We start from the raw sequence: 16,950 nt of genomic DNA, 5'->3' as shown, positions 1-16,950 counted from the left end.
ATCATGAAAGAACTGATCGCCCGCACCTGCCCGGCCCAACCGGAGAAGACGTTTTCCAAAAACGTTGACGACAGGCGGGAGCCCTTTGGGTGCGTTACTTATCCAGCGAGCGGGCGATCAGTTCTTTCATGATCTCATTGGTGCCGCCATAGATCATCTGCACCCGCGCATCCGCATAAAGCCGGGCAATCGGGTATTCCATCATGAACCCGTAACCACCGAACAACTGCAGGCATTCGTGCATGATCTCGTTCTGCACTTCAGAACCCCAGTATTTCACCATAGAAGCCGTCGCCGCATCCAAAGTACCAGCCTCAAGCTGCGCAATGCAGTCATTGACGAAACTGCGCAGAACTTCGGCTTTGGTTTTGCACTCAGCCAGTTTGAAACGCGTGTTCTGAAAGTCCATAACGCGTTGGCCAAAGGCCTTGCGTTCCTGCGTATAGCGTACAGTTTCGGCAATTGCGAAGTCGATCGCGCCCAGCGCCATGATGCCGATTGTCAGGCGTTCCCATGGCAGTTGCTTCATCATCTGATAGAAGCCCTGGCCTTCTTCTGGTCCGATCAGGTTCGTCATCGGAACCTTGACGTCTTCAAAGAACAGCTCGGCAGTATCGTTGGCCTTCATCCCCAATTTCTTGAGGTTACGGCCCCGGCGAAATCCTTCTGCGCCTTCGGTTTCTACTGCGATCAGCGATACGCCCTTGGACCCTTGCGATTTATCCGTCTTTGCAGCCACCAGGATCAAATCGGCGGATTGTCCGTTGGTTATAAAGATCTTGGATCCGTTCAGGCGATAGGAATTTCCGTCCTTGTCTGCGGTGGTGCGAACGGACTGAACGTCCGAACCTGTTCCCGGCTCGGTCATAGCCAAAGCGCCAACCATTTCACCGGACGCCAGACGGGGCAGCCATTTGTGTTTTTGATCCTCGCTGCCATAGGCGTTCAGGTAATGGACAACAATCGACTGAATTCCAAAGCCCCAACCCGAGTCACCGCGTGCGGCTTGCCCGTACATCGTGACAGCGTCGAACCCAATCCCGCCGCCAACGCCACCATACTCCTCAGCAATAGCGCCGGCCATCAGACCCATATCCCCGGCCTTGTTCCAGAATTCGCGATCGACCATGCCGTTTTGGTTCCAACGTTCGATGTTGGGCACAAGTTCGTCGTCCATGAACCGGTTTGCCATTTCGGCAAACATCTGATGTTCGTCAGTGACCCAGTTGGCGGTTGGCTTGAATAGCGACATGTAGGCTTCTCCCAAATCGAATTTCGATCAGGGTAGCGTTGGGCACCGCGCAAACCAACCCATCCACCGGATTGCTACGCAACGTCTTTTTCGCACAAGACCTTACGTTCACAGGTTTAAACCCGGTCAAGCCAGGGCATTATCCAGCAGAACCTGTGCCGCTGCCTTTGCATCTCGCGCAGGATCGCAGCTTTTTACTAGGACGGCCGTGACGATTGCGCCCTCTTGCAAGAGCAGCAGCTGGCATCCCAATGCATCGGGATCACGTGCGCCTGCTTTTCGGGCCAAATCGGTGAGAAACTCGAGCATCAGATGCTTGTGTTCTGCTGCCTGTACATGGATCGAGTGATCTTGCTCCTGATACTCTGCGCCCGCTTTGATGAACATGCATCCGCGAAAGCTGTCCTCCAGGAACCATTCGCCCAGCACATCGAAACTGGCGATCAGCCGTTCGGCCGGTGTATCGGCTAGCTCATCTACCCGTTGCAGGAACCATTTGCGAAAGTTCTCATCCCGCAACCGTAAAGCCGCCAGGATCAGCTCTTCCTTGGTACGGAAATGTTTGTACATCGACGTTTTCGACACGCCCGTCTCGACCACTAACTTGTCCATGCCGGTGACGTGAAATCCGTCACGATAGAAGACCTGCAATGCCTTGCGGATCAGCTCGTCACGTTTGTTCGGGCGCATCTGTCAGCTCCTGTATGTACTGATCGGTACATAATGCACCGCAGCGATGGCTGCAACAGACACAGCCTAACCTGCTGTTTTCACTTGCTCCCCTTAGGAGACGAAAATGTGGGTTCAAAAAAACCAACTCAACACTTGAAAAAGGTTACCGATCTGTACACATTCAAGACACAGTGTACCGATCAGTAAACTCAGGAACGAACATATGAGACCCCGCACCAGACCACTCTCGCACCAGTACATCCCCCTTCTTTTGACCATCGCCTTATTGGCAGCTTCTCTGACCTGAAAGACCTACAAATGACCCGTCCTCCTCTGCCCCCGTTCACCCTGGAAACCGCAACGCAAAAAGTGCGATTGGCGGAAAACGCCTGGAACAGCCGTGATGCGGATGTCGTGACCCCGGCCTATACCGAAGACAGCCAGTGGAGAAATCGGGCAGAATTCCTAAGCGGCCATGCAGACATCCATGCCTTTCTGACACGCAAGTGGCACAAGGAACTGGACTATCGGTTGATAAAAGAGCTGTGGGCCTTTTCCGGTGACCGCATTGCGGTTCGTTATGCTTATGAATGGCGTGACGACAGCGGCCAGTGGTTCCGGTCTTATGGCAACGAAAACTGGCGATTTGCCGAAGATGGTCGAATGGCCGAACGGCACGCGTCGCTGAACGACCTGCCGATTGCGGAAGCCGAACGTCTGTTTTTCTGGCGGCAAGGCCCCCGTCCCGACGATCACCCCGGTCTGTCCGACCTGGGACTTTGAAAGGAAATCTCATGCCTCGCGCCTTTTCCGAACTGACCTTCACACCTGCCGTCCGCGCCCATCAGGAACGGATGGGATCTGCCAAGACCTATGCCAAATTCATCGAAAGTGGCCCGCAGCAAGGCCACGAAATCGGCGAGCCTGAAAAGGCCTTTATCGAAGCGCGGGATGGGTTCTATCAATCCACCGTGTCCGAAACGGGTTGGCCATATGTGCAATACCGTGGCGGACCGACCGGGTTTCTCAAAGTTCTGGGACCGCAGACAATCGGTTATGCCGACTTTTCGGGCAACAAACAGTATATCTCGCGTGGTAACCTGGATGGTAATGACCGGATTGCAATGATCCTGATGGATTACGCCAATCGGCGGCGACTGAAAATTCTTGGCCGGGTCGCGTTCACCGAGGGCGAAGATGCCTCAACCAGCCTTTATCCTGACGGTGCCGATGCCCCGGCTGAACGCGCCGTCATCATCCGGGTCGAAGCGCTGGACTGGAACTGCCCGCGCCACATCACGCCCCGCTTTACCGAGGCGGAGCTTCGTCCACATCTGAACTCGCTAGGGCAGCAATTGGCGCAACTTCAGGCCGAAAACGACAGGTTGAAGCAAGAGCTGGCAAAACGGCCCTGACCCAACAGCGCCTGATGAACCTCTCGAACCAGGACTTTACCCATGTCGCGATTTTCATTGAATATGGCCGGTTTCATTCTTGTAGGCATCGCGCTGACCACGGCCGCAGTGTCGCTTGCGTTCTTCGCCTCCCCCGAGGGCGTCAGATCGCCGCCGCCGGATACCTACAACTCTCTCTTGCTAGAAATGTTTGCGAACAGGTGACGCCGACGCGCGGGTTGCAAAAAGAAAATCCGCGATACCCCTTGACCTTCCCGTGACTGGAACCCCCATTTGGAGGGCAGATCAGACATCGGGACGAGTCACATGGCTACACCGCAAACAACACAACTCAAAATCTCGGGCATGTCCTGCGCCTCCTGCGTGGGGCGTGTAGAAGCCGCGTTACAATCGGTGCCAGAAGTGACCGATGCCTCGGTCAACTTTGCGACCGAAACGGCGCAGGTCACACATACCGGGCCGATCAACGCACTGACTGACGCCCTGAGCAATGCCGGGTACCCGGCGGCCAGCAAGCAGACGACCCTGAAAATTGGCGGGATGACCTGCGCCTCGTGCGTGGCAAAGATCGAGAACGCGCTGACCGCTGATCCTGCGGTCGTCGACGCACAAGTCAATCTTGCGACCGAAACCGCTGTGGTCACGTTTATCGACGGGGCCACCGACCCGCAAAAGCTGGCCAGTTTGTCTGAGGCAGCGGGATACCCTGCGCGCGCGGCAGACAGCATGACGGCTGACCAAACAGACCACACGAAATCCGACGAAGCGCATGCGCTGACCCGCACGACGATCTTCGCAGCGGTATTGGCACTGCCTGTATTCATTCTGGAAATGGGCGGGCATATGATCCCGGCCTTCCACCATTGGGTCCAGGCCACAATCGGCACGCAAACCAGCCACCTCATCCAGTTCGCACTGACCTCGGCCATACTGATTGGCCCCGGGCGCGTGTTCTACGCCAAGGGTATTCCGTCACTGATGCGCGGATCGCCCGATATGAACGCGCTGGTCGCCTTAGGAACGGGGGCCGCCTATTTGTTTTCCGTCACCGCAACCTTCGCCCCGCAGATCCTGCCGCAGGGTAGCGCCAATGTGTATTTCGAGGCCGCCTCTGTCATCGTGGTTCTCATACTGCTGGGCCGGGTCATGGAAGCGCGCGCCAAAGGCAGGACCGGGGCCGCGATCCGCAAGCTGGTTGGGCTGCAGCCCAAAACAGCGCGGGTCGAACAGGACGGAAATTTCATTGATCGCCCCATCGCTGACATAACAGTAGGCGATACCCTGCAGATCCGCCCGGGCGAACGGGTTCCCGTGGATGCCGAGGTTCTGGACGGCACCTCTTATGTGGATGAAAGCATGATCACCGGCGAACCGGTGCCGGTGGGCAAGTCGCCATCGGATCAGGTCGTTGGCGGTACGGTGAATGGCACCGGAGCGCTGCGGGTACGCGCGACGCGCGTTGTTGCCGACACGGTGCTGGCGCAGGTCATCCACATGGTCGAACAGGCGCAGGGGGCGAAGCTACCGATCCAAGGGCTGGTCGACCGTATTACTGCGCGATTTGTGCCCATTGTGATGGCCGTGGCGCTGCTGACGATCGCCATTTGGTTGTTCGTCGGCCCGGAACCGGCTTTGCCTTTGGCGCTGGTCGCCGGCGTCTCGGTTCTGATTATCGCCTGCCCCTGCGCCATGGGCCTTGCGACACCAACCTCAATCATGGTCGGCACCGGCCGCGCGGCAGAATTGGGCGTGCTGTTCCGCAAAGGCGATGCGTTGCAGCAGTTGCAGCAAGCCAAGGTGGTCGCGCTGGACAAGACCGGGACACTCACGCTGGGCCGGCCGGAACTGGAGAGCGTTACGACCGCAAACGGCGTTGACCGCGACAGTGTTCTGCGTTTGGCGGCCGCCGTAGAGGCACGGTCAGAGCATCCCGTTGCCACTGCCATCACTCGTGCCGGACCATCTGAATTGCCTGAGGTATCCGAATTTGACTCGCTCACAGGGCTGGGTGTTCGGGCTGTGGTCGAGGGGCATAAGCTGCTGATCGGTTCGGCCAGATTGATGGAGCAGAACGACATAACCGTTAGAGACCTGATGGCCGAGGCCAACCAGCGCGCCGAAGAAGGCGCAACCCCTTTGTTTGTAGCCATCGACGGTCAGGCCGCTGCAATGCTTGCGGTCGCGGACCCGATCAAGCCCGGCACTGTGCAGGCGCTTGGGCGGTTGCACGAAATGGGGCTAACTTTGGCGATGGTGACAGGCGACAACGCCCGGACGGCGCAGGCGCTGGCGGACAAGCTGGGCATAGATCATGTCACGGCCGAAGTGCTGCCCGATGGTAAGCTTGCCGCGATCAATACTCTGCGCGACACGTTCGGCGCACTGGCCTTTGTCGGGGATGGCATCAACGATGCCCCGGCGTTGGCTTCGGCGGATATCGGAATCGCCATCGGAACCGGCACCGATGTAGCGATTGAAACTGCGGATGTGGTGCTGATGTCGGGTGATCTGCGCGGTGTCGCAAACGCGGTCGAGATCAGCCGCAGAACCATGCGCAACATCAAGCAGAACCTCAGTTGGGCGTTTGGTTACAACATCCTGCTTATCCCGGTTGCTGCGGGAGTTCTTTACCCGTTTGGCGGCCACCTTCTGTCCCCGGCCCTTGCCGCAGGGGCCATGGCATTGTCCAGCGTCTTTGTCGTCTCGAATGCGCTGCGCCTGCGACGCGTCCGCGCCAGCCTGCCTGACGCCCCGCAAGACCATTCAACACAAACGGTGACCTCATGAATATCGGCGATGTTTCAAACCAGACAGGTCTGCCCGCAAAAACAATTCGGTACTATGAAGATATCGGTTTGGTGAAACCGCTACGCGATGACAACGGATACCGCAGATTTCGCAGTCAGGACGTGCACAAACTGACTTTTTTGGGCCGCGCCCGCGCCTTGGGTTTCACGATCGAGGATTGCCGCACATTGATGGCGCTTTATGAGGATGAAACCCGTGCCAGTGCCGATGTCAAAAAAGTCGCGCGCGCGCATATGGTCCAGATCGAAGCAAAGATCGCGGATCTGGAAGCCATGCGGGACACTCTCAGCCATCTGATCGACGCTTGCGCAGGCGACGATCGGCCCGATTGCCCGATCCTGCAGGATTTGGGCGGCAAATCGTGACGCGGGGTTGCCCTTTGGACTCAGCTTTGCTTTGTCTCTGCTGAACAATCCGGCCCGCTGAAAAAGACGGACACCGGACAGCAGAGAGGATCTCCAAATGGCAAAAGTCGCGTTTCTGGGTCTAGGTGTCATGGGCTATCCCATGGCCGGTCACTTGCAGGCCGCCGGGCATGAAGTCACCGTGTATAATCGCACCGCCGCCAAGGCAGAGGCCTGGGTCGCCCAACATGGCGGCGCAATGGCGGCCACACCGCGCGAGGCCGCTCAGGATGCGGAATTTGTCATGGCCTGCGTTGGTAATGACGACGACCTGCGGATGGTCTGCACAGGTGAAGACGGCGCATTCAGCGGCATGTCCGACGGCGCGATCTTTGTCGATCACACCACTGTTTCCGCCATGGTGACGCGCGAGCTGTACCAAGCTGGACAAACACAAGGTATCGCTTTTGTGGACGCTCCGATCTCGGGCGGTCAGGCAGGGGCAGAAAACGCGGTTCTGTCGATCATGTGCGGCGGGGATAAGGCGGCGTATGACGCGGCGGAACCGATCATGCAGGTCTATTCCAAGATTTGCCGTCGCATCGGCGACAGCGGCGCAGGTCAGATGACCAAGATGTGCAACCAGATCGCTATTGCCGGTCTGGTGCAGGGCCTCAGCGAAGCACTGCACTTTGCCGAGAAGGCGGGCCTTGATGGCCGCGCGGTCGTTGAAGTTATCAGTCAGGGCGCGGCAGGCAGTTGGCAGATGGCGAACCGGTACGAGACGATGCTGGATGATCATTTCGACCATGGGTTTGCCGTGGACTGGATGCGCAAGGATCTTGGAATCTGTCTGGATACGGCCAATGAAACAGGGGCTTCGCTGCCTGTGACCGCTCTGGTCGATCAGTTTTACAAGGACGTTCAGAAACTGGGCGGCGGACGCTGGGACACATCCTCGCTGATCAAACGCCTGCGCGCGCTGGATTAAAGGACCGTCGCACTGATGACCGAGTTGACCGAATTCTGGACCCACGCCCTGCGCATCCATTGGGGGCTTGAGGCCAAACTGAACCGGCTGGACGGCGAATATGACCTCAACTTTCTGGTCAGGGCCACCAATGGTCTGGACTATGTGCTGAAAGTCATGCGTGCGGATTGCGAGGCAGAGTTCATTGATCTGCAGATCAAGGCGCTGAAACACATCGCTGTCGAGGCTCCGGGCTTGCCCTTCCCCGATGTGCACCCTGATGTCAGCGGCGCGCTACTTCCGGAAATCTCTGATCAGGATGGGCAGCCGCGACTGGTTTGGTTGCTCGAATGCCTGCCCGGCCAATGCTATGCCAAGGCTGCGCCGAAATCCGAGGAACTGATCCTGAAACTGGGCCGCGTTCTAGGCGCAACCGACCGGGCACTGGAACGGTTTACTCACGACGGGCTACACCGCGCGGATTTCAAATGGGACCTGACACAGGCGGGCTGGATTTCGGACAAGTTGGATGCCATTGCCGACCCTGCGCGGCAGGCAATGTTGTCAGAGATTTGCGTTGAATTCGATGCGATCTCGGGCTCTCTGGCGGGCCTGCCGAAGCAAGCGATCCACAATGATGCCAACGACTACAATATATTGGTCGACGGTGAACTGGGTCAGCGGCAAACCGTCTCTGGCTTGATCGACCTGGGCGACATGTGCGCCGCACCGCGTATTTGCGATCTGGCGATAGCCGGGGCGTATATCGTCCTGGACCACCCAAAACCCGAGCCGGCATTGACGGCGTTGGTCCGCGGCTATCACGCCGCCAATCGTCTGCGTGCTGACGAGGTCGATTTGATCTGGCCGCTGCTGCGGATGCGGCTGGCCGTGTCCGTGGTAAATTCGACCCTGATGGCGGCGGACAATCCGGACGACCCTTATGTGACCATCAGTCAGGCCCCCGCTTGGCGGTTTTTGGAAAACGACAGGGTGAATGGCGGCTTGATGCTCGCCCGGCTGCGCGCCGCCTGCGGGTTGCCGGTAACCGACGGGGCCGAACGTATCCACGCCTATCTGTCCGAACATCGCGGTCAATTCGCGCAGATGTTCGAACAGGACCTGAGCGATGTTCCGATGGGATCGCTTTCGGTCGAGAATTCAACTTGGCCCCAGAACCCGTTCCACATGCCTCTGGATGAAGCCGCGCGTGTCGGTGAGGAATTCGGTGAGGGGCTCTGGCTGGGCTACTACAACGAACCGCGCCTGATCTATGCCGAGCCAGCGTTCCGCAAAGGGCCGTGGAAAGCCTCTGACCGACGGACAGTGCATTTGGCGGTGGATGTGTTCGCCCCAGCCGGAACCGTGTTGAATTCCCCGATGAGCGGTCGGGTCGAAGCGGTCGAAAACCGTGACGCGCATCTGGACTATGGCGGCGTCGTGATCCTGCATCATGAAACACCCGAGGGCGATCCGTTCTATACACTCTACGGTCATCTCGACCCCGAAGTCTGCGACCGACTGAAACCGGGCGATCCTGTGGCGCAGGGCGCGGCTTTTGCGCGATTGGGGGATGCTACGCAAAACGGCGGCTGGGCTCCGCATGTGCACTTTCAACTGGCCCTGACAACCAATGGCATGCAAAACGACTGGCCCGGCGTTGGTGATCCTGACGAAATGGAGCTGTGGCACGCCGTCTGTCCAAATCCGGCAGCGTTGTTGAATCTGCCGGACGACAAGGTGTTCTATCGCCCGACCGACAAGCAAGCGATCCTGCAAGGGCGGCATGACCATTTCGGTGGCAACCTGTCCCTGACCTACGATGATCCGGTCATGCTGGTGCGCGGGTGGAAGCATCATCTGTTCGACGAATGGGGCCGCCCCTATCTGGATGCCTATAACAACGTCCCTCATGTGGGTCATGCACACCCGCGCATTCAGGCCGTGGCAGCCGACCAGCTTAAGCGGATGAATTCGAACACCCGCTACCTGCACCCCGCTCAGACTGCGTTTGCCGACAAGATTCTGTCCAAGCTGCCCGACCATTTCGAAGTCTGCTTCTTCGTAAACTCAGGCACGGAAGCCAACGAGTTGGCCCTACGACTGGCACGGGCGCATACCGGGGCCAAAGGGATCGTGACGCCGGATCATGGCTATCACGGTAATACCAACGCGGCAGTGGCGGTCTCTGCCTACAAGTTCAACAAACCCGGCGGCATTGGCCAGGCCGATTGGGTCGAGCTGGTCGAGGTGGCTGATGACTATCGTGGCTCGTTCGGACGCGACGATCCCGATCGGTCACAGAAGTTTGCCGATCTGGTTGATCCGGCTATTGCCGCGTTGCAGGCCAAAGGCCAGGGGTTGGCTGGCTTCATCGCCGAGACCTTCCCCTCGGTCGGCGGCCAGATCATTCCACCCAAGGGGTACCTGTCAGCCGTCTACGAAAAAATCCGTGCAGCAGGAGGTGTTTGCATTGCTGACGAGGTGCAGACGGGCCTTGGCCGCCTTGGCGACTACTATTTCGGCTTTGAACACCAGGGCGCGCTGCCGGATATCGTTGTTATGGGGAAACCCATCGGCAACGGCCATCCGCTGGGCGTACTGGTCACGACCAAAGCCATCGCAGACAGCTTCAACAACGGGATCGAGTTCTTTTCGACTTTTGGCGGCTCTACCCTGTCCTGCCGGACCGGCAAGGAGGTGCTGGACATTGTCGATGACGAGGGGCTGCAGGACAATGCCCGTGACATGGGCACGCGCCTGATGGATGGGCTCCGACAGATTGAGGCTGATTTCGGCTGTGTCGGTGACGTGCGCGGTATGGGCTTGTTTCTGGGCGTAGAACTGATCAATCCGGACGGATCCGAAGGCACCGAAATCTGCAATTATGTCAAAAACCGGATGCGCGATCACCGTATCCTGATCGGCAGCGAAGGACCCAAGGACAACATCCTGAAAATTCGCCCGCCTTTGACGATTGAGGCTGAAGATGTCGACATGATCCTATGGGCATTACGCAAGGTCCTATCCGAGGTCGGCGATTACGCCCCCACCTCGGTCTGCGATCATGACCACCACCACGCGGGCTGTGGGTGTTGCTGAAACAAAAAACCCCGGCTCTGACAGGCCGGGGTTTTGAAGTCGCCAGCCGCTTAGTGCAGCATGGCCGAGGGGGATTTATGCCCTGTCGTCGGCAGGGGTATTGACGCGGTCATCCGGCGCAGCACCATACCCATCTCTTCGGACAGTGACGCCAGTGCCGGGGCAAAGTCTGGTCGTACGATCAGCGTTGCCATCATCATCGCGTCTTCACGCGCACCTTCCGAAGCGGCAGCGATCATCTGGGCAAAACAGTTTTCGTCTGCACCAAGGCAGGAACAGCCAAGCCCATGCCGTACCAAGGGACGGCGGCTGTGGTGGGCACACAGCCCGCACAGACGATCTAGCGTCATCACTGCAGCCCGCCCCTGATCCAGGCCAAGCGCAATTTCGAAATCGCTTGCAGCATCCGCACGGGCCTCGGGACTTTCGCTCCATAATCGCAGATACATCACAGCACCGGCTTCGATTGGGCTAAGGTCGGACAGACGCCCAACCGCAGCGCCACCGCGAGAGGAATGCGTGCTCATTTCGTCAGGATCAGCTTGCCGGCGCGTGTGATACGCAAGGTATAAAGTTGATCGCCCAGTTCGATATGGGCCAGGTTGCCACCCTTGGTCAGATCTTCGGCCTTATGTGCCGGAAGCATGGACACCGCATAGGACTGGCTGGGATTCGGGGTCTGCACATTCATCAGGACAACTCCAGTAGGTTCTCGGGCGAAGGGCCTTAATTTGTTCGCGCTTTCAACAATATGGCTGACCCGAACTGGGTTGGCTGAGGGGGTCTTTCCGTTAATCTGATTAATTTAGTCAGGTATGTCAACCCTATTCGATGGAAACCGCGAATGTGGGGTGATTGCGCAAAGATTTCATGCAGGTTAGGTCTGGCTCACACGCATTAACCGACGGGGAAACCGATGACCGCAACAATCATGTTCGACCTGGATGGAACACTGGTAGACAGCCTTCCGGACATTGCAGCGGCCGCCAACCGGACATTGCTGGATATTGGCGTCGCCCCGTTGCCGGAAAGCACGATCAAGCAATTTGTGGGCAACGGTCTGCCAAAACTGGTCGAACGCATGATCCACCATCACGACCTGCCGATAGAGCGCCACGGCGAATTGACCAAACTGACGCTGGCCCACTACTCTGCCGCCTCCAGCGACAAAACAATTCCCTACGCGGGCGTCCCACAGGCGCTGGCGCAACTGCGCAAAATGGGCTGCGTTCTGGGCGTATGCACGAATAAACCTGAGGCACCCGCCCGTCATATCCTGGACGCACTGGATCTGGCACATCACTTCGATACAGTGTTTGGCGGCGATACACTGCCTGTTCGCAAACCAGACCCCGCGCACCTTGAGGCAAGTTTCAACGCGGTCGCCAGCGCCGGACCCCGGCTCTATGTCGGAGACAGCGAAGTGGATGCCGAAACTGCGCGTCGTGCAAACGTGCCCTTTCTTTTGTTTTCGGAAGGCTACCGAAAAACTCCGGTGGAAGAGATCCCACACAGGTTCAGCTATGATGACGCGCACAAACTACCCGCACTCGTCCTGGAGGCATTGCAGGGATAGGGGAAAAGTTTGCTGGCAGGGGGATTTGGGAAGGCGGTTGAGGGGCCGGCCGAGGGGGTAAGTAGCCAGCCCCTCATCGGGGAAAAGTGGTATTGTCCGCAGTAATTCTTTGGATGCATTAACCCTAACGAATCGACCTGTATTCAGAAATTGGGGGTTTCCCGTAGGCGAAGATAACTAATTGAATTTTCATTCATTTTTATGACAAAAAATGCCAAATAACCGAAAATGCACATTTTGGCACGCGTCTGAACCCAAGAATCATCCATCTGGGCGGCGAAAACTCTACTCCATGCGCCGCCTGCCAAGAAAAATTGGACAGGCCTTCCTTGGAAAACAATCCTCGTCCGCAGGCCGATCAGGGTGACGCTGGATTGCGCCGAATTCAACAATGGGTTTTCGATGAACTGAAAAAACGGTGTGTTCTTCGGGTCCGGTGAGATTGCGAGCCGACAGAATGCTTCAAGCTTGAATTGCTCGCCATCAACGCTGCTGGCTTCGGCCCAGTTCAGACCAGGCCGTGCAAGGTTTGTCTTGCGATCCATATGGCTGCGGCGATTTTTGATTTTGAACGTCAAAGAGCCTCGTTCGGGCGCCTGCCAGTTGGTTCAGGCGCAAGCCGCGATCTTTACCATGAACTCAACTCGCAACCTTCAGGGTGCTTCGTTTCACGAGATCCTTGTAGAGCTCGCGTAGGCGACGTGTCATCGGGCCAGCACCTTCATGTTCTCCGATCGTTTTCCCGTCAATTGAAGCGACAGGTGTTTGCGCACCGAAAGTGCCCGTCAAAAAGGCCTCGTCGGCTCCATACGCTTCATAAAGCGAGTAATTCTTCTCGAACACCGGGATGTCGTTGGCCCTACACAGGTCTATGACCTTTTGGCGAGTGACCCCGTTCATGCAGTAGTCTCCAGTGGAGGTCCAAACCTCACCGCGGCGTACAATGAAGAAGTTGCAGGCATTTGTGGTGTTCACAAACCCAAGTGGATCCAGCATGAGGGCCTCATCCGCGCCAGCCTGTTCAGCCTGCAGACATGCGATAACGCAGTTCAGTTTCGAGTGACTGTTATACTTAGCATCCTGGCTCATCGGCAGGCCGCGCACCTGAGGCACGGTGGCCAGGCGAATGCCCTTGTTCATTAGGCTGTCTGCCGGTTTCGAATGTTCCATGATCGCAACCACCGTAGGTCCGGATCGAGATAACCCGGGGTGCTGAAACGGCTTGTCCTTTGGCCCGCGTGTCACCATGAACCGGCAATGCGCGTCCGTTGTCATACCGTTGGCCTTAGCGGTCTCATTCAGCGCTTGCAGGACCTCGTCCTTGGTCATGCCAACATCGATCGAAACGGCTTTGCAGCTATTGAAAAACCGGTCCATGTGTTCGTCGAAGAACGCCCACGTGCCATTATAGAGCCTCAGCCCTTCCCACATGCCATCGCCCAGCATGAAGCCAGAGTCATAGACGGACACCACCGCCTCGCCTCGCGGCACGATCTTTCCGTTGAGAAAGATCTTAATGTCTTGATTGCGCGCGTCTTCCTGCGCGTCGTGAGTGGAATGGCTCAGGCTTTGCTCGCTCATATTGTTTCTCGTAGGTGGGCGTTTTGTTGAAAGGGTGCAGAGGCGGCGGCAACCGCCACCTCGGTTGTTTGTTTAGTTAAGAAGCCCGACTTCGCGGAAATAGCGCTCGGCGCCGGGATGCATTGGTGCGGATAACCCATTTATCACCATTTCCTCTTTCTTGAGGTTGGCAAAAGCCGGGTGAAATGACTTGAAGGCATCAAAGTTGTCAAAAACCGCCTTGACCATCACATACACGGTTTCTTCCGGTACATTTGAGGAGGTCACGAAAGTGGACGGAAGACCAAAGGACGGAACATCTCCATCTACGCCTCGGTAAAGACCGCCTGGTATGGTTACGTTCCCATAGTAGGGCTTACTCTCAACCAGCGTCTGTACTGCATCGCCGTCAACAGGAATGATGTTGATATCGCATGTTGTGGCAGCTTCCAAAACGTTTGCCACCGGGTTACCCGCGACCATCAAAAACGCTTCAATGGTATTATCGCACAAGGCCGAAGATTGTTCTGCTGATTTCAGTTCGGTCACCAGTCCAAAGTGATCCATGTCCCAGCCCATAGCGTCCACGAGAACTTCAGCGGTGCCGCGTGTGCCGGAGCCAGGATTGCCCAAATTGATGGTCCGACCGCCGAGATCGTCCAGGGACTCAATGCCGGTGTCTTTGCGAGCGGCGATAATGACCGTATCAGGATGCAGCGAAAACAAGCTGCGGAGTTCGGAATCTGGCCCGTCTTCTTCGAACAGGCTGGTCCCGTTCAGGGCGTGGAACTGCCAGTCGGACTGGACAATTCCCATTTCCAACTCACCCTCGCGCATAGTGCGCAGGTTGTAAACTGAACCACCCGTGCTCTCGACCGAGCAGCGAATGCCATGTTCCTTGCGTTTCTGATTGACCAGCCGACAAATGCCGCCGCCAACGGCATAGTAAATGCCGGTGACACCGCCAGTACCGATTGTCAGAAACTCTTCCGCTTTAGCCGGGGCACCGGCCAGAAGCGCGGCCGCGCCAAACGCTGCAAGCCCGGTATGTATTCTCTTTTTGAGGATGCCGGTCGACAACATGTATAACTCCCTTTTCACCTGTTGCGTCACTCCGGTTCCAGACCGTGTGATCATCTCTTGCCGATGGGTTCGTCGTCGCAGCCAAGGTTCGGAGCTTTTCGAATCCCCACCTGATACGACGATACTACGTGTTTTTACAATTGTCGACAATTCTAGTAATTGTCGACAATCTTCCAAATGTTGGCTACCTTGAAATGAGGTCGCTGCAGTTGAACACCCTACCGAAAATGGAAGTTCAGCTGCGGTTAATTTTCTGGCTATCCTGGCTTCACGAAGTAATCTCGCTTTCCATTCACAGGGTGTTCTATCAACGGGATCGACATGACACGACAAACAGCATCCGCAGAGAAATCCGGCGATACACTGAAAGACAGAACGCTGGAGCGCCTGCAGAAGTTAATCTTGACCGGAGATCTGGAGCCCGGGGCAAAACTGCTTGAAACCCAGGTCGCCGCTCAGTTGGATGTCAGCCGCGCTACATTGCGCGAAGCGATGGTTCAATTGAGTGAGATTGGGCTTCTTGTTTACATTCCTTATCGCGGAACTTTCCTTCGTACGCTGGATCCGATTGATCTGGACGAAATCTATTCGTTCCGAACGGGACTCGAGAAGATGGCGTTTCAATTCTGTTGGGACAAACGTGACCTCATGAGCCTCGCCGACCTGCAAATGCGCAACGACAGGCTATGCGACTGCATCTCGGACAACGATCCCTACGGCGCGATCATGGCTGAAATGCACCTTCACTCATGGTGCTATGAACTTTCGGGGCATAACCTTCTACTGCAAAGCTGGGAGCGCCTAAAACCTAACCTCCAGTTCTACTTTGCTATGCACCAAAAAGCGCACGGGCGCGGCGGTCCACTCCGGGATTCCCACGACAAATACCTCCACCTTGCCCAAGGGAACAGCTTGGATGCCATGTTGGATCACCTTGAAGACCACATGCGGCAAGGGTTAAAAAACACGATGAAATTTCTGAATGAAAGAAACGCTCAAAAAAAACGCGTGTGAACGGAAGATGATAAACTCAAATTAGTTCTGGACCCATTGAATATGTTGCCACTAACTCGGCTGCGTGCGTAAAGCCCCATTGTTTCAGGGGTATATCATGAGCAATCTATTCTGAGTGACAGACGAACAGATGGAGCGTCTTCGGCCTTACCTTCTAAAGAGCCATGGCAAGCCGAGGGTTGATGATCGGCGTGTGTTGAGCGGCATTATTTTCATCAATCGCAATGGGTTGCGCTGGTCTGATGCCCCTTGCGAATATGGGCCGCCAAAGACGCTGTATATCCCGACGCCTCAGCACGGTCAAAGGCCTACGACCTGTTCATTTACCTGATTGACACGGGGGTTCGCCTTCGAGAGGCGACACTGGTCGATTGGGGGGCCATCGACATGCGGGAGCGCTATATCGCCAACTACAACTTCAAAACTTAATCCATGACCTCTCAAGTGTATCCAACGTCACCGTTTCCGGTGCGGAACTGTCCTCGCGCGGTGACAGAAACTGGGCTGAAATCGGTTATGGCAGAGCTCTGGATTGGACCAACGGAAGCGCCCTTTTTGGAGAAGTGTCTTACCGCCAGTCCATCGAGACAAGCGGCAACTGCGGCATCGGTGCAACCGCTGGTCTGCGCGTCCTATGGTGAGGTAAGGAATAAAGCTTCTTATTGGCTGCGCTACGCGATGCAGGCTGGTTTACTTCAGAACCGCCGTGCCGTCACTCACATCTCGTTCAAGTAGTTGGTCGACGAAAATTATCTCTTACAGAAGGATCTATCAGATAAAAAACCTATCCTGGCGGCGCTGGTTGCAGTCGCCACAGCGGCCTATTCCCCTGCGGTAGCGGAGGACTTCGCATTCCTCCTCTACAATGAAAGCAGCTCTGATCTTGTCGAATTCAATGTCTCTCCAGCGTCATCCGGCGATTGGGAGAAAATCTCCTGGCTGGTGTTTACCTCGCACCAGGATACGAAATTGATGTTGATATTGCTGATCGGTTGACGACCTGCATCTATGACATTCGCGGAACTTTTGCCGACGGTTGGGAAGCCAAGGATTTTCGGCTGAACCTGTGCGATCTGGTGAGCCTCCCCCACTGAACTGGTCCACCGTTATGTTTAGGAAACGGAGGACCACGAATGGCAAACAAGAGACCGAAG

General features: G+C 56.6%; 17 protein-coding genes and 2 pseudogenes. 12 read left to right on the top strand and 7 right to left on the bottom strand.

The genetic code is table 11. From position 1 onward, the window contains the following. Positions 1-94: 94 nt before the first annotated feature. Both AC2FI8_RS23875 and AC2FI8_RS23870 read right to left on the bottom strand, forming a co-directional pair. On the bottom strand, positions 95-1,252 hold the full coding sequence (locus AC2FI8_RS23875; RefSeq protein ID WP_108859173.1) for an acyl-CoA dehydrogenase family protein: 1,158 nt from the start codon (positions 1,250-1,252) through the stop codon (positions 95-97). 126 nt (positions 1,253-1,378) lie between these two features. Then, the gene (locus AC2FI8_RS23870) at positions 1,379-1,942 is read right to left on the bottom strand and encodes a TetR/AcrR family transcriptional regulator (protein ID WP_496781168.1); all 564 of its coding nucleotides are present in this window, start codon (positions 1,940-1,942) and stop codon (positions 1,379-1,381) included. 300 nt (positions 1,943-2,242) lie between these two features. Here AC2FI8_RS23870 and AC2FI8_RS23865 point away from each other — a divergent pair, with 300 nt between their 5' ends. The 7 genes and pseudogenes from AC2FI8_RS23865 (at position 2,243) to AC2FI8_RS23835 (ending at position 10,563) form a co-directional block, all read left to right on the top strand. Continuing rightward, positions 2,243-2,707, top strand: a complete 465-nt coding sequence (locus tag AC2FI8_RS23865; protein ID WP_496781167.1) for a nuclear transport factor 2 family protein — start codon at positions 2,243-2,245, stop codon at positions 2,705-2,707. Positions 2,708-2,718: 11 nt separating this feature from the next. Continuing rightward, positions 2,719-3,339: a pyridoxamine 5'-phosphate oxidase family protein gene (locus tag AC2FI8_RS23860; RefSeq protein ID WP_496725359.1), complete on the top strand. Its 621-nt coding sequence runs from the start codon at positions 2,719-2,721 to the stop codon at positions 3,337-3,339. Between the two features lie 42 nt (positions 3,340-3,381). Then, the gene (locus AC2FI8_RS23855; protein WP_496781166.1) at positions 3,382-3,543 is read left to right on the top strand and encodes a hypothetical protein; all 162 of its coding nucleotides are present in this window, start codon (positions 3,382-3,384) and stop codon (positions 3,541-3,543) included. Between the two features lie 102 nt (positions 3,544-3,645). Then, positions 3,646-6,126: a heavy metal translocating P-type ATPase gene (locus tag AC2FI8_RS23850; protein ID WP_496781165.1), complete on the top strand. Its 2,481-nt coding sequence runs from the start codon at positions 3,646-3,648 to the stop codon at positions 6,124-6,126. Then, positions 6,123-6,512, top strand: coding sequence for a Cu(I)-responsive transcriptional regulator (gene cueR, locus AC2FI8_RS23845; RefSeq protein WP_496725353.1), 390 nt, complete (start codon positions 6,123-6,125; stop codon positions 6,510-6,512). Before AC2FI8_RS23850 ends, cueR begins: the two co-directional genes overlap by 4 nt. A 94-nt stretch (positions 6,513-6,606) precedes the next feature. Beyond that, positions 6,607-7,482, top strand: a pseudogene (locus tag AC2FI8_RS23840) (NAD(P)-dependent oxidoreductase); the annotation flags it as partial. 15 nt (positions 7,483-7,497) lie between these two features. Further along, positions 7,498-10,563, top strand: coding sequence for an aminotransferase class III-fold pyridoxal phosphate-dependent enzyme (locus AC2FI8_RS23835; RefSeq protein WP_496768918.1), 3,066 nt, complete (start codon positions 7,498-7,500; stop codon positions 10,561-10,563). A gap of 50 nt (positions 10,564-10,613) precedes the next feature. On the opposite strand, the gene AC2FI8_RS23830 is transcribed toward AC2FI8_RS23835, so the two are convergent. Both AC2FI8_RS23830 and hemP read right to left on the bottom strand, forming a co-directional pair. After that, positions 10,614-11,090, bottom strand: coding sequence for a hypothetical protein (locus tag AC2FI8_RS23830; RefSeq protein WP_496768920.1), 477 nt, complete (start codon positions 11,088-11,090; stop codon positions 10,614-10,616). Continuing rightward, positions 11,087-11,254 (bottom strand): hemin uptake protein HemP, encoded by a 168-nt coding sequence (hemP, locus tag AC2FI8_RS23825; protein ID WP_081894606.1) that lies wholly within the window; start codon positions 11,252-11,254, stop codon positions 11,087-11,089. Before hemP ends, AC2FI8_RS23830 begins: the two co-directional genes overlap by 4 nt. Positions 11,255-11,479: 225 nt before the next feature. Between hemP and gph the strand changes: the two genes are divergently transcribed. Then, positions 11,480-12,139 (top strand): phosphoglycolate phosphatase, encoded by a 660-nt coding sequence (gph, locus tag AC2FI8_RS23820; RefSeq protein WP_496768922.1) that lies wholly within the window; start codon positions 11,480-11,482, stop codon positions 12,137-12,139. A 143-nt stretch (positions 12,140-12,282) separates the two neighbouring features. Here gph and AC2FI8_RS23815 read toward each other — a convergent pair whose 3' ends face one another. The 3 genes from AC2FI8_RS23815 to AC2FI8_RS23805 form a co-directional block, all read right to left on the bottom strand. Further along, positions 12,283-12,717: a hypothetical protein gene (locus AC2FI8_RS23815; RefSeq protein ID WP_496781164.1), complete on the bottom strand. Its 435-nt coding sequence runs from the start codon at positions 12,715-12,717 to the stop codon at positions 12,283-12,285. Between the two features lie 61 nt (positions 12,718-12,778). Then, positions 12,779-13,720: a D-amino acid aminotransferase gene (locus AC2FI8_RS23810; protein WP_496768926.1), complete on the bottom strand. Its 942-nt coding sequence runs from the start codon at positions 13,718-13,720 to the stop codon at positions 12,779-12,781. Between the two features lie 72 nt (positions 13,721-13,792). Continuing rightward, positions 13,793-15,115: a TAXI family TRAP transporter solute-binding subunit gene (locus AC2FI8_RS23805; protein ID WP_496781163.1), complete on the bottom strand. Its 1,323-nt coding sequence runs from the start codon at positions 15,113-15,115 to the stop codon at positions 13,793-13,795. On the opposite strand from AC2FI8_RS23805, the gene AC2FI8_RS23800 reads away from it, so the two are divergent. The 4 genes and pseudogenes from AC2FI8_RS23800 to AC2FI8_RS23785 all read left to right on the top strand — a co-directional run bounded on the left by AC2FI8_RS23800 (position 15,104) and on the right by AC2FI8_RS23785 (position 16,792). Further along, positions 15,104-15,796, top strand: coding sequence for a GntR family transcriptional regulator (locus tag AC2FI8_RS23800; RefSeq protein WP_496768928.1), 693 nt, complete (start codon positions 15,104-15,106; stop codon positions 15,794-15,796). The two genes, AC2FI8_RS23805 and AC2FI8_RS23800, sit on opposite strands and share 12 nt — an antisense overlap. A gap of 130 nt (positions 15,797-15,926) precedes the next feature. Beyond that, positions 15,927-16,076 (top strand): annotated as a pseudogene (locus tag AC2FI8_RS23795) (transposase); the annotation flags it as partial. Beyond that, entirely contained in the window at positions 16,046-16,225 is a 180-nt protein-coding gene (locus AC2FI8_RS23790) for a hypothetical protein (protein WP_496768955.1), read from the top strand. The pseudogene AC2FI8_RS23795 and the gene AC2FI8_RS23790, both read left to right, overlap by 31 nt. A gap of 306 nt (positions 16,226-16,531) precedes the next feature. Further along, positions 16,532-16,792, top strand: a complete 261-nt coding sequence (locus tag AC2FI8_RS23785; RefSeq protein WP_496781162.1) for a hypothetical protein — start codon at positions 16,532-16,534, stop codon at positions 16,790-16,792. Positions 16,793-16,950: the final 158 nt, after the last annotated feature.

It is taken from the genome of Ruegeria sp. CDSB029, assembly GCF_059611125.1.
Note: the sequence above shows the minus strand (reverse complement) of the source record. Positions and strands in the feature narration are given on the sequence as shown.